This window comes from Glutamicibacter sp. MCAF14 (genome assembly GCF_052114325.1).
Classification (GTDB): Bacteria; Actinomycetota; Actinomycetes; order Actinomycetales; family Micrococcaceae; genus Glutamicibacter; species Glutamicibacter arilaitensis.
The window spans coordinates 168,729-192,885 of record NZ_JBFREO010000001.1; the positions used below are offsets into that span (position 1 = coordinate 168,729).

Genomic DNA, 24,157 nt, shown 5'->3' on the forward strand with positions numbered 1-24,157 from the left:
GTCGGCGTGCTCACGATGCCTCCTTGCGGATCTTCAGGCCCTTGTTGCGGAATACCGCAATGATTTCCTGCTCTGCGGATACCACCGAATCGACCAAGCTGGTTCCGGCGGCTTTCCGGCGGAATCCGTCGGAAAGGATATTGAAGGATTGCTGGGTGACCGGCCACCAGCTCCAATTGGGATTCTGCGATTTGCTGGCTGGGACAATGACTTGCTTGTTGTACGATTGCCCGCCGAAGAATTCGGAGGGGCCTTCGCGCGACTCGCCGATGATGCCCGGAACCGGTGACCAGCCAATGCCGCTGTGCGCGATTTCGTTGTTGATCCCGGCTTCCGTGGACGTCATCCAGGCGGCGAACTCCAAGGCCTCATGCGGATGGCGGCTATTAGCCAGAACCGCAACCGTCGATCCGCCCAGGTAGCTGGAGCCGTATCCGCCCGGGGTCCACTTCGGCATCGATGCGACCCTCCATTTGCCCTGTCCGCCAGCGACAGAGCTGACAAGCGCATCAGCCCAGTTCCCACTGGTGACAGAGGCGAGCTGGCCGGATGCAGCCGCAGCATACCAAGACGGGCTGAAGGGCGAGATCGCGGTAGTTACGACATCTTCGTCGATGGCCCGGTCGAAGAACCTGGCGACTTCCAGTGTTGCGTCGTCGGTCATATTAATGACCCAGCCGTCGTCGGATGGCCGAAGCCATTGGGCTCCTGCTTGTGCCGCGTAGGACACGAAGTAGGAGGCATCACTGAGGGAGAAGCAGTCGATGTAGCTGTTGGCTTGACGCAGTTCTGACCCGATCTCGGCCCATTGCGCCCATGTTTCCGGGGCGACGGCGCCGACTTTGTCCAGAGTTTCTGGCTGGTAGAACATTGCCATCGGCCCGGAATCCTGAGGCATGCCGAATATTCCGTTGGGAAAACTGACCTGGCCCCACAGTGACGGATCATATCGGTGAGCGTACTGCTGCGCACCGTACGCCGCGAGATCCACGACGCCATTGACGAGCATGAACTCCGGGAGGGTGCGGAATTCGATTTGGGCCAGATCGGGTCCTCCGCCTGCTGCGAGAGCAGAGTAGAGCTTTGGGTATCCGCCTTGATTTCCACTGGGGATCCAAACCGCCTCAACATGGATATTCGGATGCATGGCGTTGAAAGCATCTGCGACTCGCTGGATATCCTTGAGCCAGCTCCAATACGTCAGCCTGACTTTTTCTCCTGGGGCGGCCGGCGCAATGGTTGGCATGGCATCTGCAGACCGGGGGCCTGCGGTGCCGCATGCAGTCATTACGCCCAGGGCGGCGGCGCCCAGGCCGGCCTTGAGAAGGCGGCGTCTTGTTGTCAATGGCATCCGTGCTCACTTAAAAGTAGTTTTCTTTATGGTGCCCGGGACGAGGGCATGTGAAATAGGTTACTGCAAAAATAGAGTGATTACTCAGTTTTGGTTAAATTTCTTGTTTGCCGATCATGCTGGCTTGCTAGGCCGATGCATCATTTTCGAATACTGCTGGGCCTACCTACACTGAGTAACTGTGACGAGCAATGAATCCGGCCGCCGCCGGCGCGGTCCATATGCCAAATCTGCAGCCCGAAGGGAACAGATCGCCCAGGCTGCCCTCCAGGTATTCGGCGCGCGGGGGTATCGCGGCGGAACTGTGCAGGATGTTGCCGACGCGGCAGGCATGAGCCAAACCAGCATTTTGCACCACTATCCGAACAAGCAGGAACTTCTCATTGCCGCTCTCAAGCGCCGCGACGCCGTCACCGACGGCACGCCGGGCACTGGTGAGCGCTTTGCCCAGTCCATTGTCGAGCAAGCGCAATTCAACGAGGGTGCCGCGGAGTTGATCGAGCTCTACGCAGCCCTTTGCGGGGAATCAACCACTTCCGATCATCCGGCGCGCTCGTATTTCAAGGCCCGCTTCGAGCGCTTGCGCGGCGAGTACGGCGCTGAATTCGAATTCATGAAGAGCATTGGTCGGCTGCGCCCCGGGGTGGACCCGCATGTGGCGGGAGCGTCGCTGCTGGCCCTGTGGGACGGGATCCAAGTGCAGTGGCTCTTGTCTCCCGACGATGTTGACATGGCTGGCACCCTCAAGGCGTATCTGGACCTGGTCATTTTGCCTGAATCATGAGGGGTGTTTGCCGAAATTGGCTCCGGGGCGCCGTAGCCGCGCGAAAATCCAGCTCCCCACTGCGCGCGGACTTGGCGCAAGCAGGGCGAAGCACTTGCAGCGGCACGCCGGAGCGATGATCCCGAAGTATTTCCGGGGCTGATATCTACGTTCTCGGGCTGCCCGGCAAGTGGACGAGTCTGGTTGAAAACGTGTTCAAATGTGTTCAAATATGTTTGAGTGTGTTTGAATTAGGGTTGTATCGCTTTACGGAGCGTGTTATTTCAACCTGTCTGCCAAGGAGTCCCGATGAGCGAGAACTTCCCAACCCAGCGTCGACGGCGGATTCTGGATAGAGTTCGTGCCAACGGTGCAGTCAAGGTAGCCCAGTTGGCTGAGGAATTTGGCGTTTCGCACATGACAGTGCGCCGTGACCTGGACCGCCTGGTCAAGGACGGCGAATTGCATAAGGTCCACGGAGGCGCACTGCTCCAGGAATCTGCGTCTGCTGAAGAGCCGGGATTCCAGCGCAAGTCAACTCTGCAGTTGCCGCAGAAGGCGGCCATTGCCCGTGCGGCGGCGCAAATGGTTGAACCAGGAATGTCCATCTCCCTTACGTCGGGGACTACGACCTATGAGGTGGCCCGCCTGCTGCGGGCAGTCCCCGACCTCACGATTGTGACCAACTCTCCGCGCATCGCCGACCTCCTACAAGATGCCCCGGCTGCAGGCCAGACCGTGCAGCTCACCGGTGGCCTGCGAACGGTATCCGACGCGTTGGTCGGTCCACTGGCCACTGCGGCCCTGCGGACACTGCACGTCGACCGATGCTTCATGGGGGTCCACGGGTTCAGCGTCCAGGACGGAATCACGACACCGAACATGCTCGAGGTGGAAGTCAATCGACTTTTCCTGGAACGCTGTGACAGCCGCGTGGTCGTCGCGGATTCCAGCAAATGGTGCTTGGCCGGTTTGTACTCCAGTGCTCCATTGCACGAAATCGACACACTCGTCAGCGACGACGGCTTGGACGAGACGGCCGTCGAGGAACTCCGCCAGCACATCGAGAACTTGAAAATTGAAAAGGTGGTCGAATCATGAGCGTTACCGGCAGGATCCCTTCTGGCCTGATATCACACCGGGTCCATCACCTGGCCGATGGCCGCGAGGCGATCTTCTTCGCCGATGCCAATGCCATCGCCCCCGAACCGGCACCCGACGCCAGGGCGCTGGATCCGCGTGGGGAACCTGGACAGCTGCGCTACGACCGGTTGACCGGAGACTGGGTGGCCGTCGCGGCCCACCGGCAGTCGCGCACCTACCTTCCGCCCAAGGAAGAATGCCCGCTGTGCCCTAGTACCCAGGGCCGCCACAGCGAGATTCCGGCCGAGGATTTCCACGTGGTGGTTTTCGAGAACCGCTTCCCCTCGCTGGGACCGGATCTGGGCCGGATCCCGGCTGCTGCTCCGGTGCAGGTTCCTGCCCCGGCCTACGGCCGCTGCGAAGTCGTGGTGTTCACCCCGGACCACGAGGGTTCCTTCGCCTCGCTGGATGATGCCCGGGCGCGCACCGTCATCGACGCGTGGGCGCAGCGTACCGCGGCCCTGTCGGCGATGGAAGGCATTGCCCAGGTGTTCCCATTCGAGAACCGTGGCCAGGATATCGGCGTGACCCTGCACCACCCGCACGGACAGATCTACGCCTACCCCTACCTGACCCCGACCGCCACCAAGATGGCCGCCCAAGCGGTGGCCCACCTGGAGAAGACCGGACGCACCCTGATGGGCGACATCCTGGACTTCGAACGCAAGGAAGGTACGCGCATGGTTGCTGCCGGCGAGCACTTCTCCGTGTTCGTGCCCTTCGCTGCACGCTGGCCGTTGGAAGCGCACCTGGTGCCGCATCGCCACGTGCCGGACTTCGCCGCGCTCAATGAGGCGGAGAAAGACGAGCTGGCCGTGGTGTACCGCGATCTGTTGCGCGGATTCGATGCCCTCTATGAGACTCCCACCCCGTACATTTCCGCCTGGCACCAGGCGCCGGTGGCAGGCAAGGAACGTGAAGCTTCCCGTCTGCACCTGCAGCTGACCAGCCCGCGCCGGGCCGCCGACAAGCTCAAGTTCCTGGCCGGCTCCGAAGCGGCCATGGGTGCATTCATCAACGACGTTCCAGCCGAGCAGACCGCGGCACGACTGCGCGAGGTCATGCCATGAGCATCAGCAACTCCAAGGAAACCACGCAGCGCATGGCCGCTTTGCACCAGAAGTTCGCCAAGATCTACGGGCACCAGCCAGAAGGCATCTGGCGCGCCCCGGGACGGGTTAACCTGATCGGCGAGCACACCGACTACAACATGGGTTTTGTGCTGCCCTTCGCCATCGACAAGAATGCGCTGGTGGCTGTGCGCCGCAAGACGCAGCTCGACGCGGATCGCCAGACACTGGATTTTGCGTCTACCTACGGGTCAGGGGAACACCCGCCGATCACCTCCATCACCTTCGATGAGCTGGTGCCGCGCGCGGTTCCCGGCTGGGCAGCGTACCCGGCGGCCGTGCTCTGGGCGCTGAACCAGCTCGACGGGGTGGAACTCGGCGGGATCCAGCTGCTGGTGGACTCCGATGTTCCGGTGGGTTCGGGACTGTCCTCCTCGCACGCCCTGGAAGTGGCAACCATCGTGGCGTTGGATGACCTCTACGAGTTGGGCCTGTCCAAGGTGCAGATGGCGCAGTTGACCCAGCGCGCCGAGAATGAGTTCGTCGGCGCCCCGACAGGCATCATGGACCAGAGCGCCTCGCTGATGTCCCACGCCCAGCACGCCCTGTTCCTGGACTGCCGTTCCATGGAAACCCAGGCGGTGCCACTGCCGCTGGCACAGCACGATGCGGTGGTGCTGGTGATGGACACCCGGGTGGAGCATTCGCATGTTGATGGCGGGTACGCCGCCCGGCGAGCCAGCTGCGAGCAGGCCGCCGCCGCCTTGGAAGTACAGTCGCTGCGCGATGTCAACGCCGTGGCCGAGCTTGAAGCCATCGAGGATCCGGTAGCCAAGCGGAGGGCCATGCACATCGTGACCGAGAACCGCCGCGTGCTGGACACCGTCTTCGCACTGCGCGAAGGGGACCTGGAAGCCGTGGGCAAACTGCTGTACCAGTCCCACGAATCCATGCGCGATGACTATGAGATCTCCAGTGAGGAACTGGACGTTGCGGTGGAAGCTGCGATGGCCGCCGGAGCCATTGGCGCGCGCATGACCGGTGGAGGTTTTGGCGGCAGCGCCATCGCATTGATCAAGCGCGAGCACATCGATAAGGTTAGCCAGGCGGTGCGTGAAGCATTTGACCAGGCCGGCTATGTTGAACCGGCTATTTTCACCGTGATCGCAGACGAGGGAGCAGGAAAAGCATGAGTTGGCTAGTGACCGGCGGAGCCGGGTATATCGGATCGCATGTGGTTCGCTCGCTGTCCGCTGCGGGCCTTGACCCGGTGGTCGTGGACTCGATGGCCAGTGGCGTGCGCGGCTTCGTGCCCGATCAGGTTCCGTTCTACCAGCTGAACATCCTGCAGACCGAAAAGCTCGTGGAAATCATGAAGCGCCATGACGTTTCCGGGGTCATCCACCTGGCCGGCTACAAGTACGCGGGCGAATCGGTGAAGCACCCGTTGCTGGCCTTCGAGCAGAACGTCACGGGCACCGCGCATCTGCTGGAAGCCATGGAGAGCTCCCGCGTGCACAATATGGTCTTCTCCTCTTCGGCCGCCGTATACGGCACCCCGGATGAGGACCTGGTTACCGAAGCCACCGGCACCTTCCCCGAATCCCCGTACGGGCAGAGCAAGCTGGTGGGCGAATGGCTGATCCGTGATCAGGGCGTTGCCGCCGGGTTGAAGCACACCTCGCTGCGCTACTTCAATGTGGTCGGTTCGGGCAGCGGCGAGCTCTACGACGCCAGCCCGCACAACCTGTTCCCGCTGGTCTTCCAGGCGTTGAATGCAGGGAAGACTCCGAAGATCTTCGGCACCGACTACGACACTGCCGATGGCACCTGCGTGCGCGATTATGTGCACGTGGCAGACCTCGCGCTGGCCCATGTCGAGGCCGCGAAGAAGCTTGAGGCGGATGCGCCGCTGGAGCCGGTCTACAACCTGGGTTCCGGCGATGGCGTTTCGGTGCGCCAGATCATGGACGCGGTGGCCAAGGTGACCGGCATCGAGTTCAGCGCCCTCGAAGAGGCCCGACGCCCCGGGGATCCGGCGCGCATCGTTGCCGATGGCACGCTGGCCGCCCGCGACCTGGACTGGAAGATGCGCCATAGCCTTGAGCAGATGGTGCACAGCGCGTGGAAGGCTTCGGCCCGCCGCTGACGCACCCGGCACGAGGCTGACGCGTCCGGGCCCTGCTTGGGCCTAGGCGCGCAGCCGTGCGGCGATCTCATCCATGGTCTGCGCGATGGCCAGAGACTGAGCCAATGGCATGACCGGGGACTCGGCCAGGCCATCGGCAATGCACTGGGTCACGTGGGCCGCCTCCCAGCCCAGGCCTGCGGCAGGGGAAGTTTCGGTGAACTCGCGGCTATCTACGATATTCCCGTCGGCACTTCGCAGGACCAAACCTGATCCGCAGCAAATCGGACGCTCCAGTACCAAGGTTCCCTCGGTTCCGGCAATCCATGCGCTCTGCGGCGATTCCGTTTCGATGCTGCTGAACACGGTGGCCGTAGAACCGTCTTCATTGGCAAGGACCGCGGTGAAGGACGCATCAACACCGGTTTTGGCCAGGCGCCCCGAGGCATGCAGGAGCTGCTTGGCGGGGGAGACCATGGCGCTGAAGGCGATGGGGTAGATGCCCACATCCAGCAAGGCGCCGCCGCCCAGCGCCGGGTCGTAGATCCGCGACTCGTAGTCAACCGGGAACTTGGCGCCGAAGTCGGCTTGCACGGTGATGACCTGCCCCAGCATCCCGGAGGCGATCACCTGGGAAACCACATTGCCGATGGGCAGCAGGCGCGACCACATGGCTTCCATGGCAAACACCCCAGCGGCCTTGGCTGCCTGGACGATCTGGGCACTCTGCTGGGCGTTCAGGCTCAACGGCTTCTCCACCAGCACATGCTTGCCCGCCGCGATCGCCTGAAGCGCAAGATCTGCATGCCCGCTGTGCGGGACCGCAATGTAGAGCACATCTACTGCCGGGTCTTCGAGCACCTGGGCGTAGGAGCCGTAGGCGCGCGTGCCGTCATCCCCGTAGGTGCGGGCGAAATCCTCCGAGCGTGCCAGGGTGCGCGACCCGACGGCAGCAAGCTTGCTCTTGGTCAGCTCCTTGAGCGACGTGGCGAACTGCGAGGCGATCCAGCCCGGCCCCAGGATCCCCCAGTTCAGCGCCGGCGCCGTAGAAGGATGGGGCAGAACGGACTGGGGCAGCGCTAGGCTCACGGGGGATCTCCGATGGCAGGAAAAGCAGGGTGACTACTACTCAGACTAGTTCAGCCAGCCCCTGCGGGAAAGTGGATTTTGAATGCCGATCAACTATTTACCGATCGGTAACTTGTGGCTAGGATGGCTGCATGCAGGCCCAGTACTCCAGCGCCGAAATGGTGCGCATCCTGATCACCGCCAAGGACACGGTCCAAGCCACGGTTTATGCCCCCGCGGTTGCTCCCAAGGCGGTGCTGGTTGTGCACTCGGCCACCGCCACCCCGCAGGGCTTCTACCGCGCCTTCGCGCAGCATGCGGCGGCCAACGGGCTGGTGGCCATGACCTATGACTACCGCGGTACCGGGCGCTCGGGTCCGCCCAAGCAGAACAGCCGCTTCAAAATGCGCGACTGGATCCAGCAGGACGCACCGGCGGTGGCGCACTGGGCCAAAGACCGGTACCCGGACCTGCCGCACTACGCTATCGGGCACAGCCTCGGCGGCCACGCGCTGGTGCTGGGCTTCGGCACCGAGCACCTGGATGCAGCGGCCATCATTTCCAGCCATGTCGTTTCAATTCGCACCATCAAGCCATGGCATGAACGGCTGCGCGTCAACATGGTGCTGAAAGTGCTTGGCCCGGTACTCAGCACGATATTCGGCTACATGCCCGGTACCAAGCTGGGACTGGGCGAGGACATGCCCCGTGCGGCGATGATGGAATGGTCTGGCTGGGCGCTCAAGAAGAACTACTTCTTCGATGATCCGAGCATGAACGCTGCCCAACGGGCCGCGCGGACTACCGTTCCGATTCTCGCCGCAGGGGCCAGCGATGACCTGTGGGCTTCACCGCGGCAAATGGATCTTCTCACCGCCCAGCTCAGTGCAGCGAAGGTAGAGCGGAAGACCTATACGCCGGCAGGTCTTTCGGTCAAGAGCATCGGCCATCACGGACTGATGCGCCGAGGCGTCGGCACCGGAGCATGGGATGAAATTCTTGCCTGGCTGCAGGATGCAAGCCAGAAGGCACAGTAGCTTCTAGAACTGCACCGCGTTAGCCAGCACCGGCAGTTGCTTGCGCGCGGTATCGATCAAATCCAGATCCAGATCAACCACCAGCAACTCGGGCTGCGTGCCAGCCTGGGCAATGACCCGGCCCAGCGGATCCACTGCGATGGAGTGCCCCACGCCCAGCGGCGCGGCACCGCTGATCTTGCGTCCCACGCTTTCTGGATCCGCCTGGTCTACCGCCAGCACGAACGTCGTCGAGTCCAGGGCGCGGGCCTGGGCCAGCGTGGTCCACTGCTGGACCTTGCCGTCGCCCTGACCCCACGATGCACTGACAATGCATACACTGGCTCCGGCCTTGGCATGATGCACGAAAAGCTGCGGGAAACGCAGGTCGTAGCACGTGGCCAGGCCGATGCTCGCGCCCTCATGCTCGAACTGCACCGGAGCATCCCCGGGGGTTACCGAATCCGATTCCAGGTAGCCGAACGCATCGTAGAGATGGATCTTGTCGTAGTGCGTATCTACCTGCGAGCCGGCAACCAGCAGGGTATTGCGTACCCGCTGATCAACTCCGGGAGTGAACATTCCTGCCGCGATGGTAATGCCGATTTCGCGGGCCTGCTGCCGCAGCAGGGTTGCCCACGGGCCATCCAGAGGCTGGGCGTATTTGGAAATATCGTGGGCAAAGGACACCTGCATGGCCTCGGGGAAGACCACCAGTGAAGCACCAGCCTTCTTGGCCTGGCGTGCGTAGTCGCGTACCGTCACCAGATTGCGCTGCGGGTCTGCGGTGCTAAGCACCTGTGCCAAAGCGATTCTCATGGTGGGTTCCTTTCCTGCGGCTAATAAGGGGATATGCACCCACTTGTCGACTTTACGCAGTAGCGGTGCGCGAAGCTACATTTGGGCCATTTGCTGTTCTTCACGACCCTTGGACACCGACATGACATCCTGCTGGCGCTCGCCGTCAACCTTGGCGGCCAGATCATTCAGCTGCCCCATTGATTCGTTGGACAACCGGATGTCCAAGGCCTGCAGATTCTCATCAAAATGCTCAATGAAGCGCGTACCCGGGATCGGGGAAACGGCGACCTGATACTGGCGGGCCTGCTCGTAGACCCACGCCAGCGACACCTGTGCGGCAGTGATCTGCTCGCGCTGCGCGACATCACGGATAATCTGGCGCAAGGGTTCGTTCTGCTCCATGCGGGCAGCTTCAAAACGCGGGAAGTTCCTCCGGATGTCATGGGCTTCGAGCTGCTCGAGGGAATCCACTTCGCCGGTGAAGTATCCGCGGCCCAGCGATGCATAGGACACCAGCCCCACACCGAGCTCGCCGGCGGTCGGCAGCAGCCAGCGTTCGATATCGCGGCTGAAGATCGAGTACTCCATCTGGATCGCGGTAATCGGGTGGACTTGGTGGGCGCGGCGCAGTTCATTGGAAGTCACCTCGGACAAGCCGATATGGCGGATCTTGCCAGCTTCAACCAATTCCTTGTATGCGCCGACAGTGTCTTCGATCGGCACGCGCGAATCCACCCGGTGGTAGTAGTAGAGGTCGATGTGCTCTGTACCTAACCGCTGCAGGCTTTCGTCAACGCAGTTCTTGATGAATTCCGGATCGCCGTTGGCGCGGGGATCACCCGGATTCTTTGGCCTGACGATTCCCGCTTTGGTGGCCAGCGTGACTTCCTCGCGTCGGATCTTCAGAACCTGCGCGAGCAGTTTCTCGTTGTGGCCCTCCCCGTAGATATTGGCAGTATCAAGGAAGGCGACCCCGCGATCCAACACGTGGTTCAGCGTGCGCAAGGACTCTTGGTCATCTGCAGAACCGTAGGGTCCGCTCAGCGACATGCAGCCAAAACCCTGGGCGTTGACGTTCAACCCTTGGCCGAGGTCGATGCGAGTTGCGATCTGCTGATTGGTCATGAGGATCCTTCTCGTTGTCATTTCAGTCCGAAGTCGAGCCTAGCGAAGGGGCGGACACATGGCACTAATCTGCGAAACTATTTAGCTTGATGAACATTAACCCTGGCGACACGCCGTGCTTGAATAGCTTCTGACATGGCGTAAGAGACGGTGTCTCAGTTTTGGGTGATGATCTCAGCGTAAAATTTTGCCCATGGGCAATGTGGTTCGCGATCGGGTACGCGAGAAGATGAAAGCCGAGTTGGCGCAACAGGCATACGCCGTATTCGCCGAACGCGGCATGGAGAATGTGACCGCACAGCAGGCCGCCCAGGCAATCGGCATTTCCCGGGCGACTTTCTTCCGGTACTTCTCCTCGAAGGAAGATGCCGTAGTAACTGCCTTGCGTTCGATGAACGTCCACTTTTCCGGCATGGTAGCCTCCATGTCCTCCGTCTCGGGTGAAAGCCTGCTCGAACTGCTGCGCCGTAGTTTCGAAGCAACCGTCGTGGCTGCGGAGCAAGATCCGCAAAGCATGCGCGACCGTATCGAATTGGTCTGGAGCACCCCTGCGCTGCGATCCAGCTGGCAGGAATCCCGGCGTGAACAGCAGATGCCCTTGGCCCAGGCGCTTTCGCCCTTTTGCGCGAATCACCGACTGGCCGAAACTTCGGCCCTTCTGGCTCTGACCCTGTTCGATCATGCGCTTGTACGCTGGCTTGATTCTCCGCAGCGTACCCTGCGCGAGGTCTTGGATGAGGCCTTCGATTTCGCTGCGATGATTGACGACAAGTGGGCCGTAAAGTCCTGATCCTGCACGCTGAGCGAGGCAAGCGCAGTACTTCCAAGGCGTTCGGGAAAGTGGTAGGCCGTTGAGAATCCTCAGCTGGGCATGACCTGAGGCATCGGAAAGTCCGCCGAACAAACGGTTGATGATCGGATCTTTGCGCCCTAGGCAAGATCGCTGTGCTCGGGTACCTTGCGCACGTAAGCTGAACCTACCTAGAAGTCGCAGGTGGCTTGCTGGGATTATGGTCAAAGGTGGATCCCACCGAGTTCCCAAGCAAGATAGAGAGCACCAACGAATGAGCATGGAAAGTGCCGCTTGGCATTCCCTTTGGAAACTGTCAGGCGACAAGGGCAAGGCCTACGCTTCCACCACGCCTAAACGAGTGCTCGGCTTCGCCGCCGGCTACAAATCACGCCTGCTGGTATTCGTGCTCTTCTCCATCCTGGCCGCAGTGCTCGCCGTCATCACGCCGGTGCTCGCCGGCCGAGTAGTCGATGAAATCGTGGCCCAGTCCGGGATTCGGATCATCATCAATCTCGCGTTGATCATGGCGGTCATCGCGATCCTGGACTCAGTGGTTTCCGTGGTGGTCCGCTGGTTCTCGTCGCGATTGGGCGAGGGAATCATCTACGACCTGCGTACCGCGGTCTTCGACCATGTGCAGAAGATGCCGGTCGCATTCTTTTCCAGAACCCGTACCGGCGCATTGGTCAGCCGCTTGAACAATGATGTCATCGGTGCGCAGTCCGCTTTCGCCGGAACCCTCTCGGGCTTGGTGTCCAATACCGTGGCGCTGGTTCTCACCGCGGCGGTCATGTTCACCACCTCCTGGCAGGTCACGCTCATCGCGCTGGTGCTCTTGCCGATCTTCTTGCTTCCAGCCCGCCACTTCGGCAAGTCCGTGGCACTGCTTCGCCGTGAATCTGCGGAACTGAATGCAACCATGGGCAACCAGATGACCGAACGCTTCTCCGCTCCCGGCGCCACCTTGATCAAGCTCTTCGGCCGCCCCAAGGACGAGTCCGAGCAGTTTGCCCTGCGTGCGGGCAAGGTCCGCGACATCGGCGTGAAGATGGCCATGCGCCAGTTCTACTTTGTGGCAGCGCTGACCCTCGTTGCCGCGCTGGCCCTGGCCTTGGTCTATGGTCTGGGCGGCATGTACGCGGTGCGCGGGGATTTGGCCGCCGGCGATGTGGTGGTGCTGGGCATGCTGCTCACCCGGCTCTACACTCCGCTGACCGCGCTGGCCAACGCCCGCGTGGAAATCACCAGTGCACTGGTCAGCTTCGACCGCGTCTTCGAGGTGCTTGACCTTGAGCCGCTGATTGCCGATGCGCCCAATGCCCGCGCCTTGGACGCCGGCCCGGTCAGCGTGAAGTTCAACCAGGTCAATTTCTCCTACCCGAGTGCGGATAAGGTTTCGCTGGCTTCGTTGGAAGAAGTGGCGGTCTTGGATACCCGCGACGGCGAAGAAGTGCTGCACGACATTAATTTCGAGATTCCTGCCGGGCAGACCTTTGCGCTGGTCGGCTCCTCGGGCGCGGGAAAGTCCACCATCGCTTCGCTGCTGGCACGCCTGTATGACGTGGATTCGGGCAGCGTGGAATTGGCTGGCGAGGATATCCGCCAGCTGAAACTCGGATCGCTGCGGTCCACGGTGTCCATGGTGACCCAAGATGGCCACCTGTTCCACGAGAGCATCCGCTCCAACCTCACCTTGGCCCGGCCCGAAGCTACCGAAGAGCAGATTTGGGAAGCGCTGGAACGTGCCCGGCTCAAGCCGGTCATCCAGTCGCTGCCCGACGGCCTGGATACCGTAGTGGGTGAACGCGGCTACCGGCTGTCGGGCGGCGAACGCCAGCGCATGACCATTGCGCGCCTGTTGCTGGCCGCTCCGCAGGTAGTGATCCTCGATGAAGCCACCGCCGCGCTGGACTCGGCCAATGAAGCTGCGGTCCAGGCCGCGCTGGGCGAAGCCTTGGAAAACCGTACGGCGCTGATTATTGCGCACCGCTTATCCACCATCCGCTCGGCCAACCAGATCCTGGTGGTCGAAGGCGGGCGCATCATCGAACGCGGAACGCACAGCGAATTGCTGGCCTCGGGCGGACGCTACAGCGAACTGTACGAAACCCAGTTCGCCCAGTAGGGCTGCGGCGGGCTAGTCCACCGCGGCGACCAGCTGGCGGCCCAGCTTTTCGGCGGCCTCCTGAAGTTCTGGGACGGCGCTGGCGATGAATGCCTCGTCGACGCGGGTGACCGGCCCGGAGACCGAAATAGCCATCGGGGTCGGGGCGCCGGGTACCGGGACGGCAATGCAGCGGACCCCCAGCTCCTGCTCTTCCTCGTCGATGGCGTAGCCGCGTTCGCGGGTGGCTTCGACATCGGTGAACAGCTTTCCCAGAGTGGTGATGGTGTTGGCTGTTTTCGGCGGCATTCCGGCCTGGGATACCAAGCGCTGCACGCGTTCATCATCCAATACCGAAAGCACGGCCTTGCCCACCCCGGAGTTGTGCAGCATTGCGCGGCGTCCGACTTCGGTGATCATGCGCATCGAGTGGGCTGATTGCACCTGTGCGATGTAGGTGACCATATCGCCATCGAGCACCGCGATATTCGCCGATTCTCCCAGCTTCGAGACCAGGTCCTTCAGTGCAGGGGAAGCAAGGGCGCCCAGTTGGCGGTTCGCCACCTCGCCAAGCCGGATCAGCCGCGGGCCCAGCGAATAGCGGCGGTTGGGCAACTGTCGCACGTAGCCCACGCCCACCAGGGTGCGCAGCAGGCGGTGGATGGTCGGCAATGGCAGGGGAGTATCAGCGGCAAGTTCACTGAGCGCAGCCTCGCCGCCGGCGCGGGCGATGACTTCCAGGAGCTCGAATGCGCGTTCGACGGATTGGACACCGCCGGTGGTGGACTTGCTGGAAACCTGCGTCATCTTTGCTCCTCATAAAGGCACTGGTTTTTGGAAGTGCTCTGTGCATTACTTCTGCAATGCGAAATTCTAGTCCCAAGAATAGCGTAAAATCAGCCATTCCTTCCACGATCCGAAATTAACCGAGCAAAGAATAGTGCCCGGAGCTACAAAACGCTCTTGTATTTTCATTTTGAGGATAATAGTATCCACTATACGGAAACTTTTTACAGGAGGAACTGATGACAGCACCAAGCCCGGGGTATTCATTGACGCTTCGCGTACAGACGCCAGCTTCGATCACGGCGACCAGCGAACTGGCCAGTGCTGTTGGCTCGGCCGGCGCCCACATCACCGCCTTGGACGTCACTGAATCGCACCACACCCACATGGTGGTCGACGTTTCCTGCAACACCACCGACGTCTCCCACGGCGAAATCGTGCGCGATGCGCTGAACAAGCTCGATGGCGTGACCGTGCGCAATATTTCGGACCGCACCTTCCTGATGCACCTGGGCGGAAAGCTCTCGGTCACCCCCAAGGTGGCCCTGCGCAACCGCGATGACCTCTCCCGCGCCTACACCCCTGGTGTTGCCCGCGTGTGCTTGGCCATCGCCGAGAACCCCGCCGATGCACGCAACCTGACCATCAAGCGCAACACCATCGCTGTCGTCACCGATGGTTCAGCCGTCCTTGGCCTGGGAAATATCGGCCCAGCCGCCGCCCTGCCGGTCATGGAAGGCAAGGCCGCGCTGTTCAAGCAGTTCGCCGATGTCGATGCCTGGCCGGTCTGCCTGGACACCCAGGACACCGAGGAGATCATCAAGATCGTCAAGGCGCTGGCCCCGGTCTACGGCGGGGTGAACCTCGAGGACATCGCCGCCCCGCGCTGCTTCGAGATCGAGGCGCGGCTGCGCGAGGAGCTGGACATCCCGGTCTTCCACGACGACCAGCACGGCACCGCAATTGTCACGCTGGCCGCGCTGCTCAACGCGGTGAAGGTCGTGGACAAGAAGATCGAGGACCTGCGCATCGTGGTCTCCGGTGTCGGCGCGGCCGGCAACGCGATCATCCAGCTGCTCAAGGCCCGCGGCGCGCAGAACATCATCGCCTGCGGACGCAATGGCGCGATCAGCCGCAACGAGAGCTACACCGATGCGCACCGCATCTGGCTATCGGAAAACACCAACCCGGAGAACTTCACCGGATCCCTCAAGGAAGCCATGGTCGGCGCGGATGTCTTCATCGGCGTTTCGGCACCGAATGTGCTCGATGAGAACGACATTGCCGCCATGAACGAGCGCGCAATCGTGTTCGCCATGGCTAACCCGGATCCCGAGGTGGACCCGGAGATTGCCGGCCGCCATGCGGAGGTCGTCGCCACCGGCCGCAGCGACTTCCCCAACCAGATCAACAACGTCCTGGCATTCCCAGGTTTCTTCCGCGGGCTGCTGGATGCAGGGGTCATCGAGATCACCGACGCCATGCTCCTAGCCGCAGCGGATGCCATTGCCGCCCGGGTCAGCGCATCAGAGCTCAACCCCGGATTCATCATCCCGTCGGTGTTCGACCCACAGGTCGCCGCCGATGTCGCTACAGCGGTGCAAGAAGCGGCGGCCGGCAAGTAGGCCCCGCGCGCAAGACCTTCAAGGTGCACGTCAACGCACCGATCATTGGAACAGAGCACAAGAAGCAAGGAGCAATCCATGAGTATTGAAATCACCGCCATCCCCGACGTCGCCGATGCGCAGCAGATCCTCTCGAACGAAGCCCTGGCGTTCATCGAGAAGCTGCACCAGAAGTTCGCCGGCACCCGCGACGAGCTGCTCGCCGCCCGAGCTGTACGCCGCCAGCAATTCTCCGATGCCCGCTTCATCGACTTCGATCCGGAAACCCAGGCCGTGCGCGAGGGCGACTGGAAGGTCGCCGAAGCCCCCGAGGCACTGCGCGACCGCCGCGTGGAAATCACCGGCCCGGCCTCCCCGGCCAAGATGGCCATCAACGCGCTGAACTCCGGCGCCAAGGTCTGGCTGGCTGACCTGGAAGATGCTTCCACCCCGAGCTGGGCCAACGTCATCGACGCGATTTCCAACCTCTCGGCCGCCGCCCGCGGCACGCTGGCATTCACCGATGCGAAGAGCGGAAAGTCCTACGCGCTGCGCACCGACGCGCCACGTGCGGTCGTCGTGGTCCGCCCGCGCGGCTGGCACCTGCCGGAGAACAATGTGCTGATCGACGGCAAGCCTGCCGTTGGCGCGCTGGTGGACTTCGGCCTGCACTTCTTCCATAACGCGAAGGTGCTTGCCGAATCCGGCCAGGGACCGTTCTACTACCTGCCCAAAATGGAGCACTACCTGGAATCGCGCCTGTGGAACGAGATCTTCACCTTCGCCCAGGCCGAGCTGGGCATTGAGCACGGCACCGTGCGCGCCACCATGCTCATCGAGACCATTCCGGCGGCCTTCCAGATGGACGAGTTCCTCTACGAACTGCGCGATCACGCCGCGGGCCTGAACGCCGGACGCTGGGACTACCTGTTCTCGATCATCAAGACCTTCCGCGAAGCCGGCGAAGCGTTCATCATGCCGGACCGCTCGGCCGTGTCGATGACCGCGCCGATGATGCGCGCCTACACCGAGTTGCTGGTCAAGACCTGCCACAAGCGCGGGGCCTTCGCCATGGGCGGCATGGCCGCCTTCATCCCGAACCGCCGCGAACCGGATGTCACCGCTGCCGCCTTCGACAAGGTCCGCGAGGACAAGACCCGCGAGGCCAATGACGGTTTCGACGGCTCGTGGGTGGCCCACCCGGACCTGGTGGAACTGTGCAAGGAAATCTTCGACGCGAAGCTGGGCGAAATGCCGAACCAGCTCGATCGCCAGCGCCCGGAGGTAGAGGTCACCGCGGCCCAGCTGCTGGATGTGGCCAGTGCACCGGGCGATGTCACCGAAGCCGGGGTGCGAGCCAACCTCTACGTGGCAGTGAATTACGTGGCCGTCTGGCTTTCGGGCAACGGCGCGGTCGCCATCCACAACCTGATGGAAGATGCCGCCACCGCCGAGATCTCCCGCTCGCAGATCTGGCAGCAGATCCGCAACAAGGTGGTCGCGGCCGACACCGGCAACACCATCACCGCCGAACTGGTCGCTGGCATTCTTGCCGAAGAAGTTGAACGCCTGCGCGGCGAGGTGGGCAATGAAGAGCACTTCAATGCCTACTACCAGCCAGCAGCAGAGCTGATCGCCAAACTGACCAGCGGCAAGGACGAGGATTTCGCAGACTTCCTCACCACCGGAGCCTATGAACTATTGGAAAAGGAATACGTGACCAAGCCATGAGCAGCACCTTCGATGAGACCACGCTAGCCAGCGTAGAAACCAAGCTTGCCGCGACCGACCGGCTGCTGGAAACCTCTTACCCGGGAGACTCCGGCGCGCGCCAGTCGATCCACACCGTGTACGTCCCAGGGGACAAGTACACCGCGGATCTGCCTGCCGCCTGGGGTGCCAACGCCCTGGCCGCCGCGGGCGACGCCGCAGGCCTGGCCGAGCTCGCCGCGAAGCTGAACTTGGCCGAGCCCGAGCGCCTGGGCGAGCTGGTCGCCGCGAAACTGGTTAGCGAACCCATCGAAGACCTGCGCCTCGATTTCGAGGACGGCTACGGCAACCGCCCGGATGCCGAGGAGGACGCAGCAGTCATCGCTGCCGCCGACTCGGTGTCCGCGGCGGTATCCGCTGGCAAGGCTCCGGCCTGCATCGGCATCCGCTTCAAATGCTTCGAGGCCCCCACCCGGGCCCGCGGCATCCGCACCCTGGACCTGTTCATCACCCGGCTGCTGGAAAACGGGCCGCTTCCCGAAGGCCTGCGCCTGACCCTGCCGAAGGTCACCACCGTGGCCCAGGTGGAGTCCATGGTCTTCCTGGCCGAAAAGCTGGAGCAGGCCCACGGCCTGGAAGAGGGGCGGATCCGCTTCGAAGTGCAGGTGGAAACCCCGCAGGTGATCCTGGCGGCCAACGGAACCCATCCGGTTGCCCAGCTGATCGCCTCCGGCAAGGGACGGGTCTCCTCGCTGCACTACGGCACCTACGACTACTCCGCTTCGCTCGGCGTGGCCGCCGGCTACCAGTCCATGGAGCATCCGGTGGCGGACTTCGCCAAGGATGTCATGCAGGTAGCCGTGGCCGGCACCGGCGTGGAACTGTCCGATGGTTCCACCAACATCATCCCGGCCGGCGACCCGGAGAACATCGCGGCCGCCTGGGAACTGCACGCCCGGCTGGTGGCCCGCCACCTGTCCCGCGGCATCTACCAGGGCTGGGATATGCACGAAAACCACCTGGTCACCCGCTACCTGGCGACCTTCGCCTTCTTCCGCGAAGGCCTGCAGGCAGCTGGCGCCCGGTTGCGCAACTACGTCCACCAGATCAGCTCGGCCATCATGGACGAACCAGCCACCGCGCGTGCCCTGGCCCGCTACATCCACCGCGGGGTCGCCTGCGGTGCTGTCACCGCCGATGAGGTTACCGAATTGGCCCAGATCACCCTGCCCGAACTCGAAGCGATCGCGCTGAATCGCTCCCACGCCTAAGGACTGCACCATGACTGTTCCAGCCATCCAGAACTCCTCGTCGTACTTCTCGAAGTTCGGCGGCCACCCGCCGCAGAGCGACCTGCTCACCGACCGCGCCATCGTCACCGAGGCCTACACCGTCATCCCCAAGGGCGTGCTGCGCGACATCGTCACCAGCGTCTTCCCCGAGTGGACCAACACCCGCGCCTGGGTGCTGAACCGCCCGGTCGCTGGCGGCGCTACCACCTTCTCCCAAGCCATCGTGGAAGTCGCCCCGGGAGGCGGCGCCACCAAGCCGGAACCGCAGGCCCAGGTGCAGGGATTCATCTTCGTGCTCACCGGGCAGCTGACCCTTCTCATCGAGGGCACCGAGCATGTGCTGGTCGACGGAGGCTTCGCCTACCTGCCCGCCGGCGCTACCTGGTCAGCGCGCAACGATGGCACCGAGCTGACCAGCTTCCACTGGCTGCGCAAGCGCTACGAAGTGCTCGAAGGCGTGGCCGCACCGGGCCCGGTCGTGGGCAACGAACGCGACATCGAGCCTGGCCCGATGCCGGGCACCGATGGCAAATGGCGCACCACCCGAATGCTCGATCCCAACGATGTGGCCTTCGACTTCGGCGTGAATATCGTGACCTTCGAACCAGGTGCGTCCATCCCGTTCGCCGAAACCCACGTCATGGAGCACGGCCTGTACGTGCTGGAAGGCAAGGGCGTGTACCGGATGAATGGCGACTGGGTCGAGGTCGAAGCCGGGGACTACATGTCACTGCGCGCCTTCTGCCCGCAGGCTTGCTACGCCGGCGGCCCGGAAAACTTCCGCTACCTGCTCTACAAGGATCAGAACCGCCAGATCGCTTTGTAGGCGATGGTGCGAAAAGAAGCTTGGTCAGCCAGGGTCTCGCGCATTGCCCACAGCCTGTGATTGGATTGAGGCATATTCGAGATGCAGTGGAGGAAAGGCAAATGAAAATAGCTTTCTATGCCGCGTTTGCCACGATGGTGCTCGGCGCAATAACCGTGATCCTGGCTGTGCCAGCACTATTCACTGACCCCAGTGCTTTGAAAGAAGGCTTGGTAATTTGGGCCGGAACAGCATCTTTGGCGGGGTTTGCTGTCGTGAAGCTGTTGAAGAACGCCGTGCTGAAAGAAGCTTGATCCGGCTGATCTCGGCGACAAGAGTTCCTTAGGTAAACTCGTTGTCCTTGGTCTCATCGCCAATCGGCAAGGCACCAGGGCTGCTCCAGCTAGGACGCGTCAACTTCGGCCGCGTCATCGCCAGCATTGCTGCTTAGAATCAGCCGCCGTTCCAAGCGGGTGAGATTGCGCGGAGAAGGATCTTGGCGCGCAGGTTCCAAGGCCCCAGCCAACGCCGCGCCGACCACCGTTTCATCCAGCCCCATGCCGACAGCGACCAGTGCGTCATCGGCTGGGTCGCTGGTGGCGGTGGCTTCGGCAAAGTGGATCTGCCGGCCCACCATATTAATCAAGAAGCGCTTCGTGCCGCGATCGGTGCGCAGCTTCACATGGCCTTTGAGCCGGTAGGCAGCAGCCGGCGGGTGCTCAAGCAGGTCCAATACGGCTCCTGCATCTGCCGCTTCGGGGCAGTGCACCGTCACCGCGTTGGCGTGCGCAGCATGAGCGTGATCATGGTGCGGGCGCGAGGCGGCGGCCAGGGGCAACTCGTCGACAGGGTCTTCATCCATGGCGATGTCGAAGACCAGCTCGAGATCTATGGCGGCGTGCGATGCCGGAACGATGGCCACCTGCGGGTTGATTTCGCGGATTCGTCCGCTGATCCGGGCCAGGACCGTGTCACGGTCCTCTGGGGCAATGCGGTCCAGCTTGTTGACCACCACCATGCTGGTGGCGTTGAAGCGTGCCGGTGCCATCGCCGAAGTATCCACGGTGTGCTCATGCTCCACGGCGTCGATCACGTCGATAATGCCGCCGAAACGCACCCCGTCGGCCTTGCCGAAGCGCAGCAGCCGATCCACGTTCAACGGGTCGGCCGCCCCGCTGGCTTCCACGATGATCGCGTCCAGGCGCAGGCGCGGCTGGGCCAGCTTTTCGAGCAGTTCATCGAGCGGACTGCTATCGGACAGGCAGCACACGCAGCCGCCGGCGATGGATTCGGCCGCGTCGATCTGCCCGGTAATCAGCCCGGTATCCACATTGACCTTGCCGATGTCATTGATGATGACGCCGACGCGGGTGCCAGGGCGGTTCAGCAAGCAGTTGAGCAGGCTGGTCTTTCCGGCACCCAGATAACCGGTGAGCACGATGACGGGGATCAATGCCGGCTCCTTTTCACTTCGACAGGCAGACCGCTTCCATTCTCCCCGTTGCACCACGCCAAATGAAGCTGACACGCGTTAGCGAATCGTGCCGGAGCTCCCAGCGGCATCCGGAGGCTCCCGCACGGCCGATGAACTACGAGAGCACCGAGCTGCGGGTTCGAGTGAACGCGGAAAGCCCGGTGATATCGCGACCGACAATGAGGGCCTGCACCGAGTCGGTGCCTTCGTAGGTCGAGACGACTTCCATGTCGGTCAGATGGCGGGAGACATGATTTTCCAATAGCAGCCCGTTGCCGCCCATCATGTCGCGGGCTTCGCGGCACATCGCCAAGGCTTTGCGCGAGGTGGTCATCTTCACCAGTGAAGCCATCGGAGCAGTGAACTCGTCCCGTTCCTGCAGTTCGGCCATGCGATTGCACATCAACTGCATGCCCACCAGGTCCGAAAGCATGGTGGACAGCTTCTCCTGGACCAGCTGGTAGCTGGCAATCGGCGCGCCGAACTGTTCGCGCTCCAGTGCGTAGGAAGTCGCCAGCTCGAAGGCGGCAATGCCGTGGCCCAGCGCCTCCCACGAAGCGCCGCCGCGGGTCGCTTTCAGTACCCGGTTCACCCCGGAAAATGATTCGCAGTGCTCCAGCCGGTTATCGGCCGGGATGCGCACGTTCTCGATTTCGATATCAGCCTGCATGATGCCGCGCTTGCCCACCTTGCCCACGATAACCTGCGGGCGGTAGCCGGCCGGGAAACCGTGCTCAGGATCCTTCTCCACGACGAAGGCCTTGACCTTCCCATCGGCCACGTCGCGGGCATACACCACGGTGACATCCGCCTGGTCTCCGTTGCCGATCCAGCGTTTGTGGCCCGAGAGGATCCAGCTGTCCCCATCGCGGCGGGCAGAAGTTTCCAATGATACGGAGTCCGAGCCGTGGGTTGGCTCGGTCAAGGCAAAGGCACCGGTCTTCTGCAATGCGGCCATCTGCGGCAGCCAGCGCTGGCGCTGCTCTTCGTTGCCGAGCATGTAGATCGATCCCATGGCCAGATTCGAATGCACACCGAAGAAGGTGTTGATCGATCCGTCGATACGTCCCATCTCGCGGGCGACGATCCCCGACGCGCGACGCGAAAGGCCCGGGCAGCCGTAGCCCTCGATGAAGGTGCCGACGACGCCGAGATCTTTGAGGCCCGGCAGGATCTGATAGGGGAATTCGGCGCGTTCCCAGTATTCATTGATGACCGGTTGCACCTGGCTGGTGCCGTAGGCCCGCACGCGATCTCGGATCGCCAGTTCTTCGGAAGAAAAGTCCGTGTCGAGCAGGAAGAAATCGGAATGGTTGGCTGGAGAAGTCATGAAGTGTCCTTAGTTCTGTGGTGTCTGATCGGAGAACAAGTTGGCGTGCAGAGTTTCACGAACGGATTCGGGCAAGGTCATCGGCTGCCGGGTATCGCGATCAAGAATCACGATGACCACTTCGGCGCTTACGCAGGAACGTCCTTGCTGGAACAGCTCTTGGCTGACCGTGTAGGAGGTGGTGCCGATCCGCGAAATCCAAACATCGATGGTCGTTTCGGGGCCGTAATGAACGGCATTGCGGTAGTCCACGCTCATGGCGCGCACTACACGCGGTGAGGATTCATCCGGGTTCGCACCCCACCAGCGGTATCCGGCTTGGATTCGGCCTTCTTCCACCAGCGTGAGGATCCGGGCATTATTCACGTGTCCATTTGCGTCCTGGTCGGACCAGCGGATGGGCACTGGAAAGGTTAGCTTTTCAGCGCGCTGCGTTGGTTGCGATACCTGCGAGGTCATAGCCTTCCTTTCCTCGGGTCGTTGATTTGGCTTTGCTGAGCCATTCCAGGACATCTGACCGGTCCTGGTCCAGAGTCGGTGGGGCCTTGTCGTAGCGAGCAGGGGTTCGGCTGAATGTCACCGGGTGCTTGATCAGCGGCACCGTGTCTGCCCCCTGCCCAGCGTGAATCACTGGGTTCAAACCGAGCTTTTGAGCGAATTCCACGCCTTCATCGATGCCGAGCACCGGGGATGCCGGAACGCCATCGAGCTGGAGCAGCTCGAACCATTCGTCAGCGCTCTTCGCAGCCAGCGCTTGTTCCATCAAGTTGCGCAATGGCTCGCGGTTGGCGTTGCGATTCTTGACCTTGGCGAAACGGTCATCGGAAGCCAACTCGGGCAACCCCAGCCGGATGATCATCCGCGAGAACTGCGCGTCGTTGCCGCAGCAGATGATGATGTCGCGGTCCGCGGCCTTGAACGGTCCGTAGGGGAACAGGCTCGGGTGGTCGTTGCCCATGCGCGTGGGTACATTGCCACAGGCCACATAGCCGGTGGTCTGGTTGACCAACCCGGAGAGGGAAGCCGACAGCAAGTCGATTTCCAGATGCTGGCCCTTGCCCGACTGGGCGCGTTCATGCAGCGCGCCGAGCACGCCCACGGTGGCTTGCAGGCCCATGACCACGTCGAAGATGGCCACTCCGGCGCGCTGCGGAGGACCGTCCTGGCTGCCGGTGACGGTCATCATTCCAGAGACTGCTTGGGCGATCAGATCGTAGCCGGGCATGTGCGCGCCTTCGGCGGTGCCGAAGCCGGTGATGGATGCGTGCACAATACCTGGCCAGCGCTGGGCTACCGACTGCTCATCCAGGCCGAATTGCGCCAGCCCGCCGGGCTTGAAGTTTTCGATGAAGACATCGGCCTGGTCGATGATGCTGTAGGCCGTTTCCAGGTCATCCGGATTCTTCATATCCAGCATGATCGAGTTCTTGTTGCGGTTCACTGAGAGGTAGTAGGTGCTCACGCCATCGCGGGCTGGCGGAACCCACTGGCGGGAGTCATCTCCGGTGGGGCCTTCGACCTTGATGACTGTCGCACCCATGTCGGCCAGCAGCATGGTGCAGTACGGGCCGGCCAGAACGCGGGTGAAGTCGGCGATAACTACGCCGGACAGCGGGCCGCCGGTGGCGGTGGCATCGGGGTTGTTCAGGTGTGACACCATGGGTGGGCCTCGTTTTCTTGCTAGGTGGTTCAGGTGAATTGCAGTTGTTGCGTGCGGCGGCGCTGCGCCGGAAAAGTACTAGTGCTTGAAGCATCCGGCCATTATGGTGGGGTGGGGAGTTCGGCAGCAAAGTT

The 24,157-nt window shown here is 62.4% G+C and carries 22 protein-coding genes; 13 read left to right on the plus strand and 9 right to left on the minus strand.

Features of this window, described 5'->3' with window-relative positions:
* Positions 1-10 precede the first annotated feature (10 nt).
* The gene (locus AB4Y71_RS00815) at positions 11-1,351 is read right to left on the minus strand and encodes an ABC transporter substrate-binding protein (RefSeq protein ID WP_441717227.1); all 1,341 of its coding nucleotides are present in this window, start codon (positions 1,349-1,351) and stop codon (positions 11-13) included.
* 181 nt (positions 1,352-1,532) lie between these two features.
* Between AB4Y71_RS00815 and AB4Y71_RS00820 the strand changes: the two genes are divergently transcribed.
* The 5 genes from AB4Y71_RS00820 to galE all read left to right on the plus strand — a co-directional run bounded on the left by AB4Y71_RS00820 (position 1,533) and on the right by galE (position 6,476).
* Positions 1,533-2,135, plus strand: a complete 603-nt coding sequence (locus AB4Y71_RS00820) for a TetR/AcrR family transcriptional regulator (RefSeq protein WP_441717229.1) — start codon at positions 1,533-1,535, stop codon at positions 2,133-2,135.
* Between the two features lie 288 nt (positions 2,136-2,423).
* Positions 2,424-3,215 carry a DeoR/GlpR family DNA-binding transcription regulator gene (locus tag AB4Y71_RS00825; RefSeq protein WP_096282740.1) on the plus strand — a complete coding sequence of 264 codons (792 nt, stop codon included), beginning with the start codon at positions 2,424-2,426 and terminating at the stop codon, positions 3,213-3,215.
* On the plus strand, positions 3,212-4,327 hold the full coding sequence (galT, locus tag AB4Y71_RS00830) for a galactose-1-phosphate uridylyltransferase (protein WP_441717231.1): 1,116 nt from the start codon (positions 3,212-3,214) through the stop codon (positions 4,325-4,327). Before AB4Y71_RS00825 ends, galT begins: the two co-directional genes overlap by 4 nt.
* Positions 4,324-5,520, plus strand: a complete 1,197-nt coding sequence (gene galK, locus AB4Y71_RS00835; RefSeq protein WP_441717233.1) for a galactokinase — start codon at positions 4,324-4,326, stop codon at positions 5,518-5,520. Before galT ends, galK begins: the two co-directional genes overlap by 4 nt.
* Positions 5,517-6,476, plus strand: a complete 960-nt coding sequence (gene galE, locus AB4Y71_RS00840; RefSeq protein ID WP_441717234.1) for a UDP-glucose 4-epimerase GalE — start codon at positions 5,517-5,519, stop codon at positions 6,474-6,476. Before galK ends, galE begins: the two co-directional genes overlap by 4 nt.
* 42 nt (positions 6,477-6,518) lie before the next feature.
* Here galE and AB4Y71_RS00845 read toward each other — a convergent pair whose 3' ends face one another.
* Positions 6,519-7,544 (minus strand): Gfo/Idh/MocA family protein, encoded by a 1,026-nt coding sequence (locus tag AB4Y71_RS00845; RefSeq protein ID WP_441717236.1) that lies wholly within the window; start codon positions 7,542-7,544, stop codon positions 6,519-6,521.
* 131 nt (positions 7,545-7,675) lie between these two features.
* On the opposite strand from AB4Y71_RS00845, the gene AB4Y71_RS00850 reads away from it, so the two are divergent.
* Positions 7,676-8,560, plus strand: coding sequence for an alpha/beta hydrolase family protein (locus AB4Y71_RS00850; RefSeq protein WP_441717238.1), 885 nt, complete (start codon positions 7,676-7,678; stop codon positions 8,558-8,560).
* 3 nt (positions 8,561-8,563) lie between these two features.
* On the opposite strand, the gene AB4Y71_RS00855 is transcribed toward AB4Y71_RS00850, so the two are convergent.
* Both AB4Y71_RS00855 and AB4Y71_RS00860 read right to left on the minus strand, forming a co-directional pair.
* Positions 8,564-9,358 (minus strand): carbon-nitrogen hydrolase family protein, encoded by a 795-nt coding sequence (locus AB4Y71_RS00855; RefSeq protein ID WP_441717240.1) that lies wholly within the window; start codon positions 9,356-9,358, stop codon positions 8,564-8,566.
* A gap of 75 nt (positions 9,359-9,433) precedes the next feature.
* A complete protein-coding gene (locus AB4Y71_RS00860; protein WP_441717241.1) occupies positions 9,434-10,465 on the minus strand; it encodes an aldo/keto reductase in 1,032 nt (343 codons plus the stop codon).
* Between the two features lie 193 nt (positions 10,466-10,658).
* On the opposite strand from AB4Y71_RS00860, the gene AB4Y71_RS00865 reads away from it, so the two are divergent.
* Positions 10,659-11,255 carry a TetR family transcriptional regulator gene (locus AB4Y71_RS00865; protein ID WP_441717242.1) on the plus strand — a complete coding sequence of 199 codons (597 nt, stop codon included), beginning with the start codon at positions 10,659-10,661 and terminating at the stop codon, positions 11,253-11,255.
* A gap of 274 nt (positions 11,256-11,529) precedes the next feature.
* Positions 11,530-13,383: an ABC transporter ATP-binding protein gene (locus tag AB4Y71_RS00870; protein WP_441717244.1), complete on the plus strand. Its 1,854-nt coding sequence runs from the start codon at positions 11,530-11,532 to the stop codon at positions 13,381-13,383.
* A 12-nt stretch (positions 13,384-13,395) separates the two neighbouring features.
* Here AB4Y71_RS00870 and AB4Y71_RS00875 read toward each other — a convergent pair whose 3' ends face one another.
* Positions 13,396-14,169, minus strand: coding sequence for an IclR family transcriptional regulator (locus tag AB4Y71_RS00875; RefSeq protein WP_013350632.1), 774 nt, complete (start codon positions 14,167-14,169; stop codon positions 13,396-13,398).
* 218 nt (positions 14,170-14,387) lie between these two features.
* On the opposite strand from AB4Y71_RS00875, the gene AB4Y71_RS00880 reads away from it, so the two are divergent.
* The 5 genes from AB4Y71_RS00880 to AB4Y71_RS00900 all read left to right on the plus strand — a co-directional run bounded on the left by AB4Y71_RS00880 (position 14,388) and on the right by AB4Y71_RS00900 (position 19,873).
* A complete protein-coding gene (locus AB4Y71_RS00880; protein WP_441717246.1) occupies positions 14,388-15,773 on the plus strand; it encodes an NAD-dependent malic enzyme in 1,386 nt (461 codons plus the stop codon).
* Between the two features lie 78 nt (positions 15,774-15,851).
* Positions 15,852-17,483 carry a malate synthase A gene (aceB, locus tag AB4Y71_RS00885; protein WP_441717248.1) on the plus strand — a complete coding sequence of 544 codons (1,632 nt, stop codon included), beginning with the start codon at positions 15,852-15,854 and terminating at the stop codon, positions 17,481-17,483.
* Positions 17,480-18,733, plus strand: coding sequence for a DUF6986 family protein (locus AB4Y71_RS00890; RefSeq protein ID WP_441717249.1), 1,254 nt, complete (start codon positions 17,480-17,482; stop codon positions 18,731-18,733). Before aceB ends, AB4Y71_RS00890 begins: the two co-directional genes overlap by 4 nt.
* A gap of 10 nt (positions 18,734-18,743) precedes the next feature.
* The gene (locus AB4Y71_RS00895) at positions 18,744-19,580 is read left to right on the plus strand and encodes a bifunctional allantoicase/(S)-ureidoglycine aminohydrolase (protein WP_441717251.1); all 837 of its coding nucleotides are present in this window, start codon (positions 18,744-18,746) and stop codon (positions 19,578-19,580) included.
* A gap of 86 nt (positions 19,581-19,666) precedes the next feature.
* A complete protein-coding gene (locus AB4Y71_RS00900) occupies positions 19,667-19,873 on the plus strand; it encodes a hypothetical protein (RefSeq protein ID WP_441717253.1) in 207 nt (68 codons plus the stop codon).
* Between the two features lie 89 nt (positions 19,874-19,962).
* On the opposite strand, the gene AB4Y71_RS00905 is transcribed toward AB4Y71_RS00900, so the two are convergent.
* The 4 genes from AB4Y71_RS00905 to AB4Y71_RS00920 form a co-directional block, all read right to left on the minus strand.
* Positions 19,963-21,012 (minus strand): CobW family GTP-binding protein, encoded by a 1,050-nt coding sequence (locus tag AB4Y71_RS00905; RefSeq protein ID WP_441717255.1) that lies wholly within the window; start codon positions 21,010-21,012, stop codon positions 19,963-19,965.
* A 136-nt stretch (positions 21,013-21,148) separates the two neighbouring features.
* A complete protein-coding gene (locus AB4Y71_RS00910) occupies positions 21,149-22,363 on the minus strand; it encodes an acyl-CoA dehydrogenase family protein (RefSeq protein ID WP_441717257.1) in 1,215 nt (404 codons plus the stop codon).
* A gap of 9 nt (positions 22,364-22,372) precedes the next feature.
* Positions 22,373-22,822 carry an acyl-CoA thioesterase gene (locus AB4Y71_RS00915; RefSeq protein WP_441717259.1) on the minus strand — a complete coding sequence of 150 codons (450 nt, stop codon included), beginning with the start codon at positions 22,820-22,822 and terminating at the stop codon, positions 22,373-22,375.
* Positions 22,785-24,023 (minus strand): CaiB/BaiF CoA transferase family protein, encoded by a 1,239-nt coding sequence (locus AB4Y71_RS00920; RefSeq protein WP_441717260.1) that lies wholly within the window; start codon positions 24,021-24,023, stop codon positions 22,785-22,787. Before AB4Y71_RS00920 ends, AB4Y71_RS00915 begins: the two co-directional genes overlap by 38 nt.
* Positions 24,024-24,157: the final 134 nt, after the last annotated feature.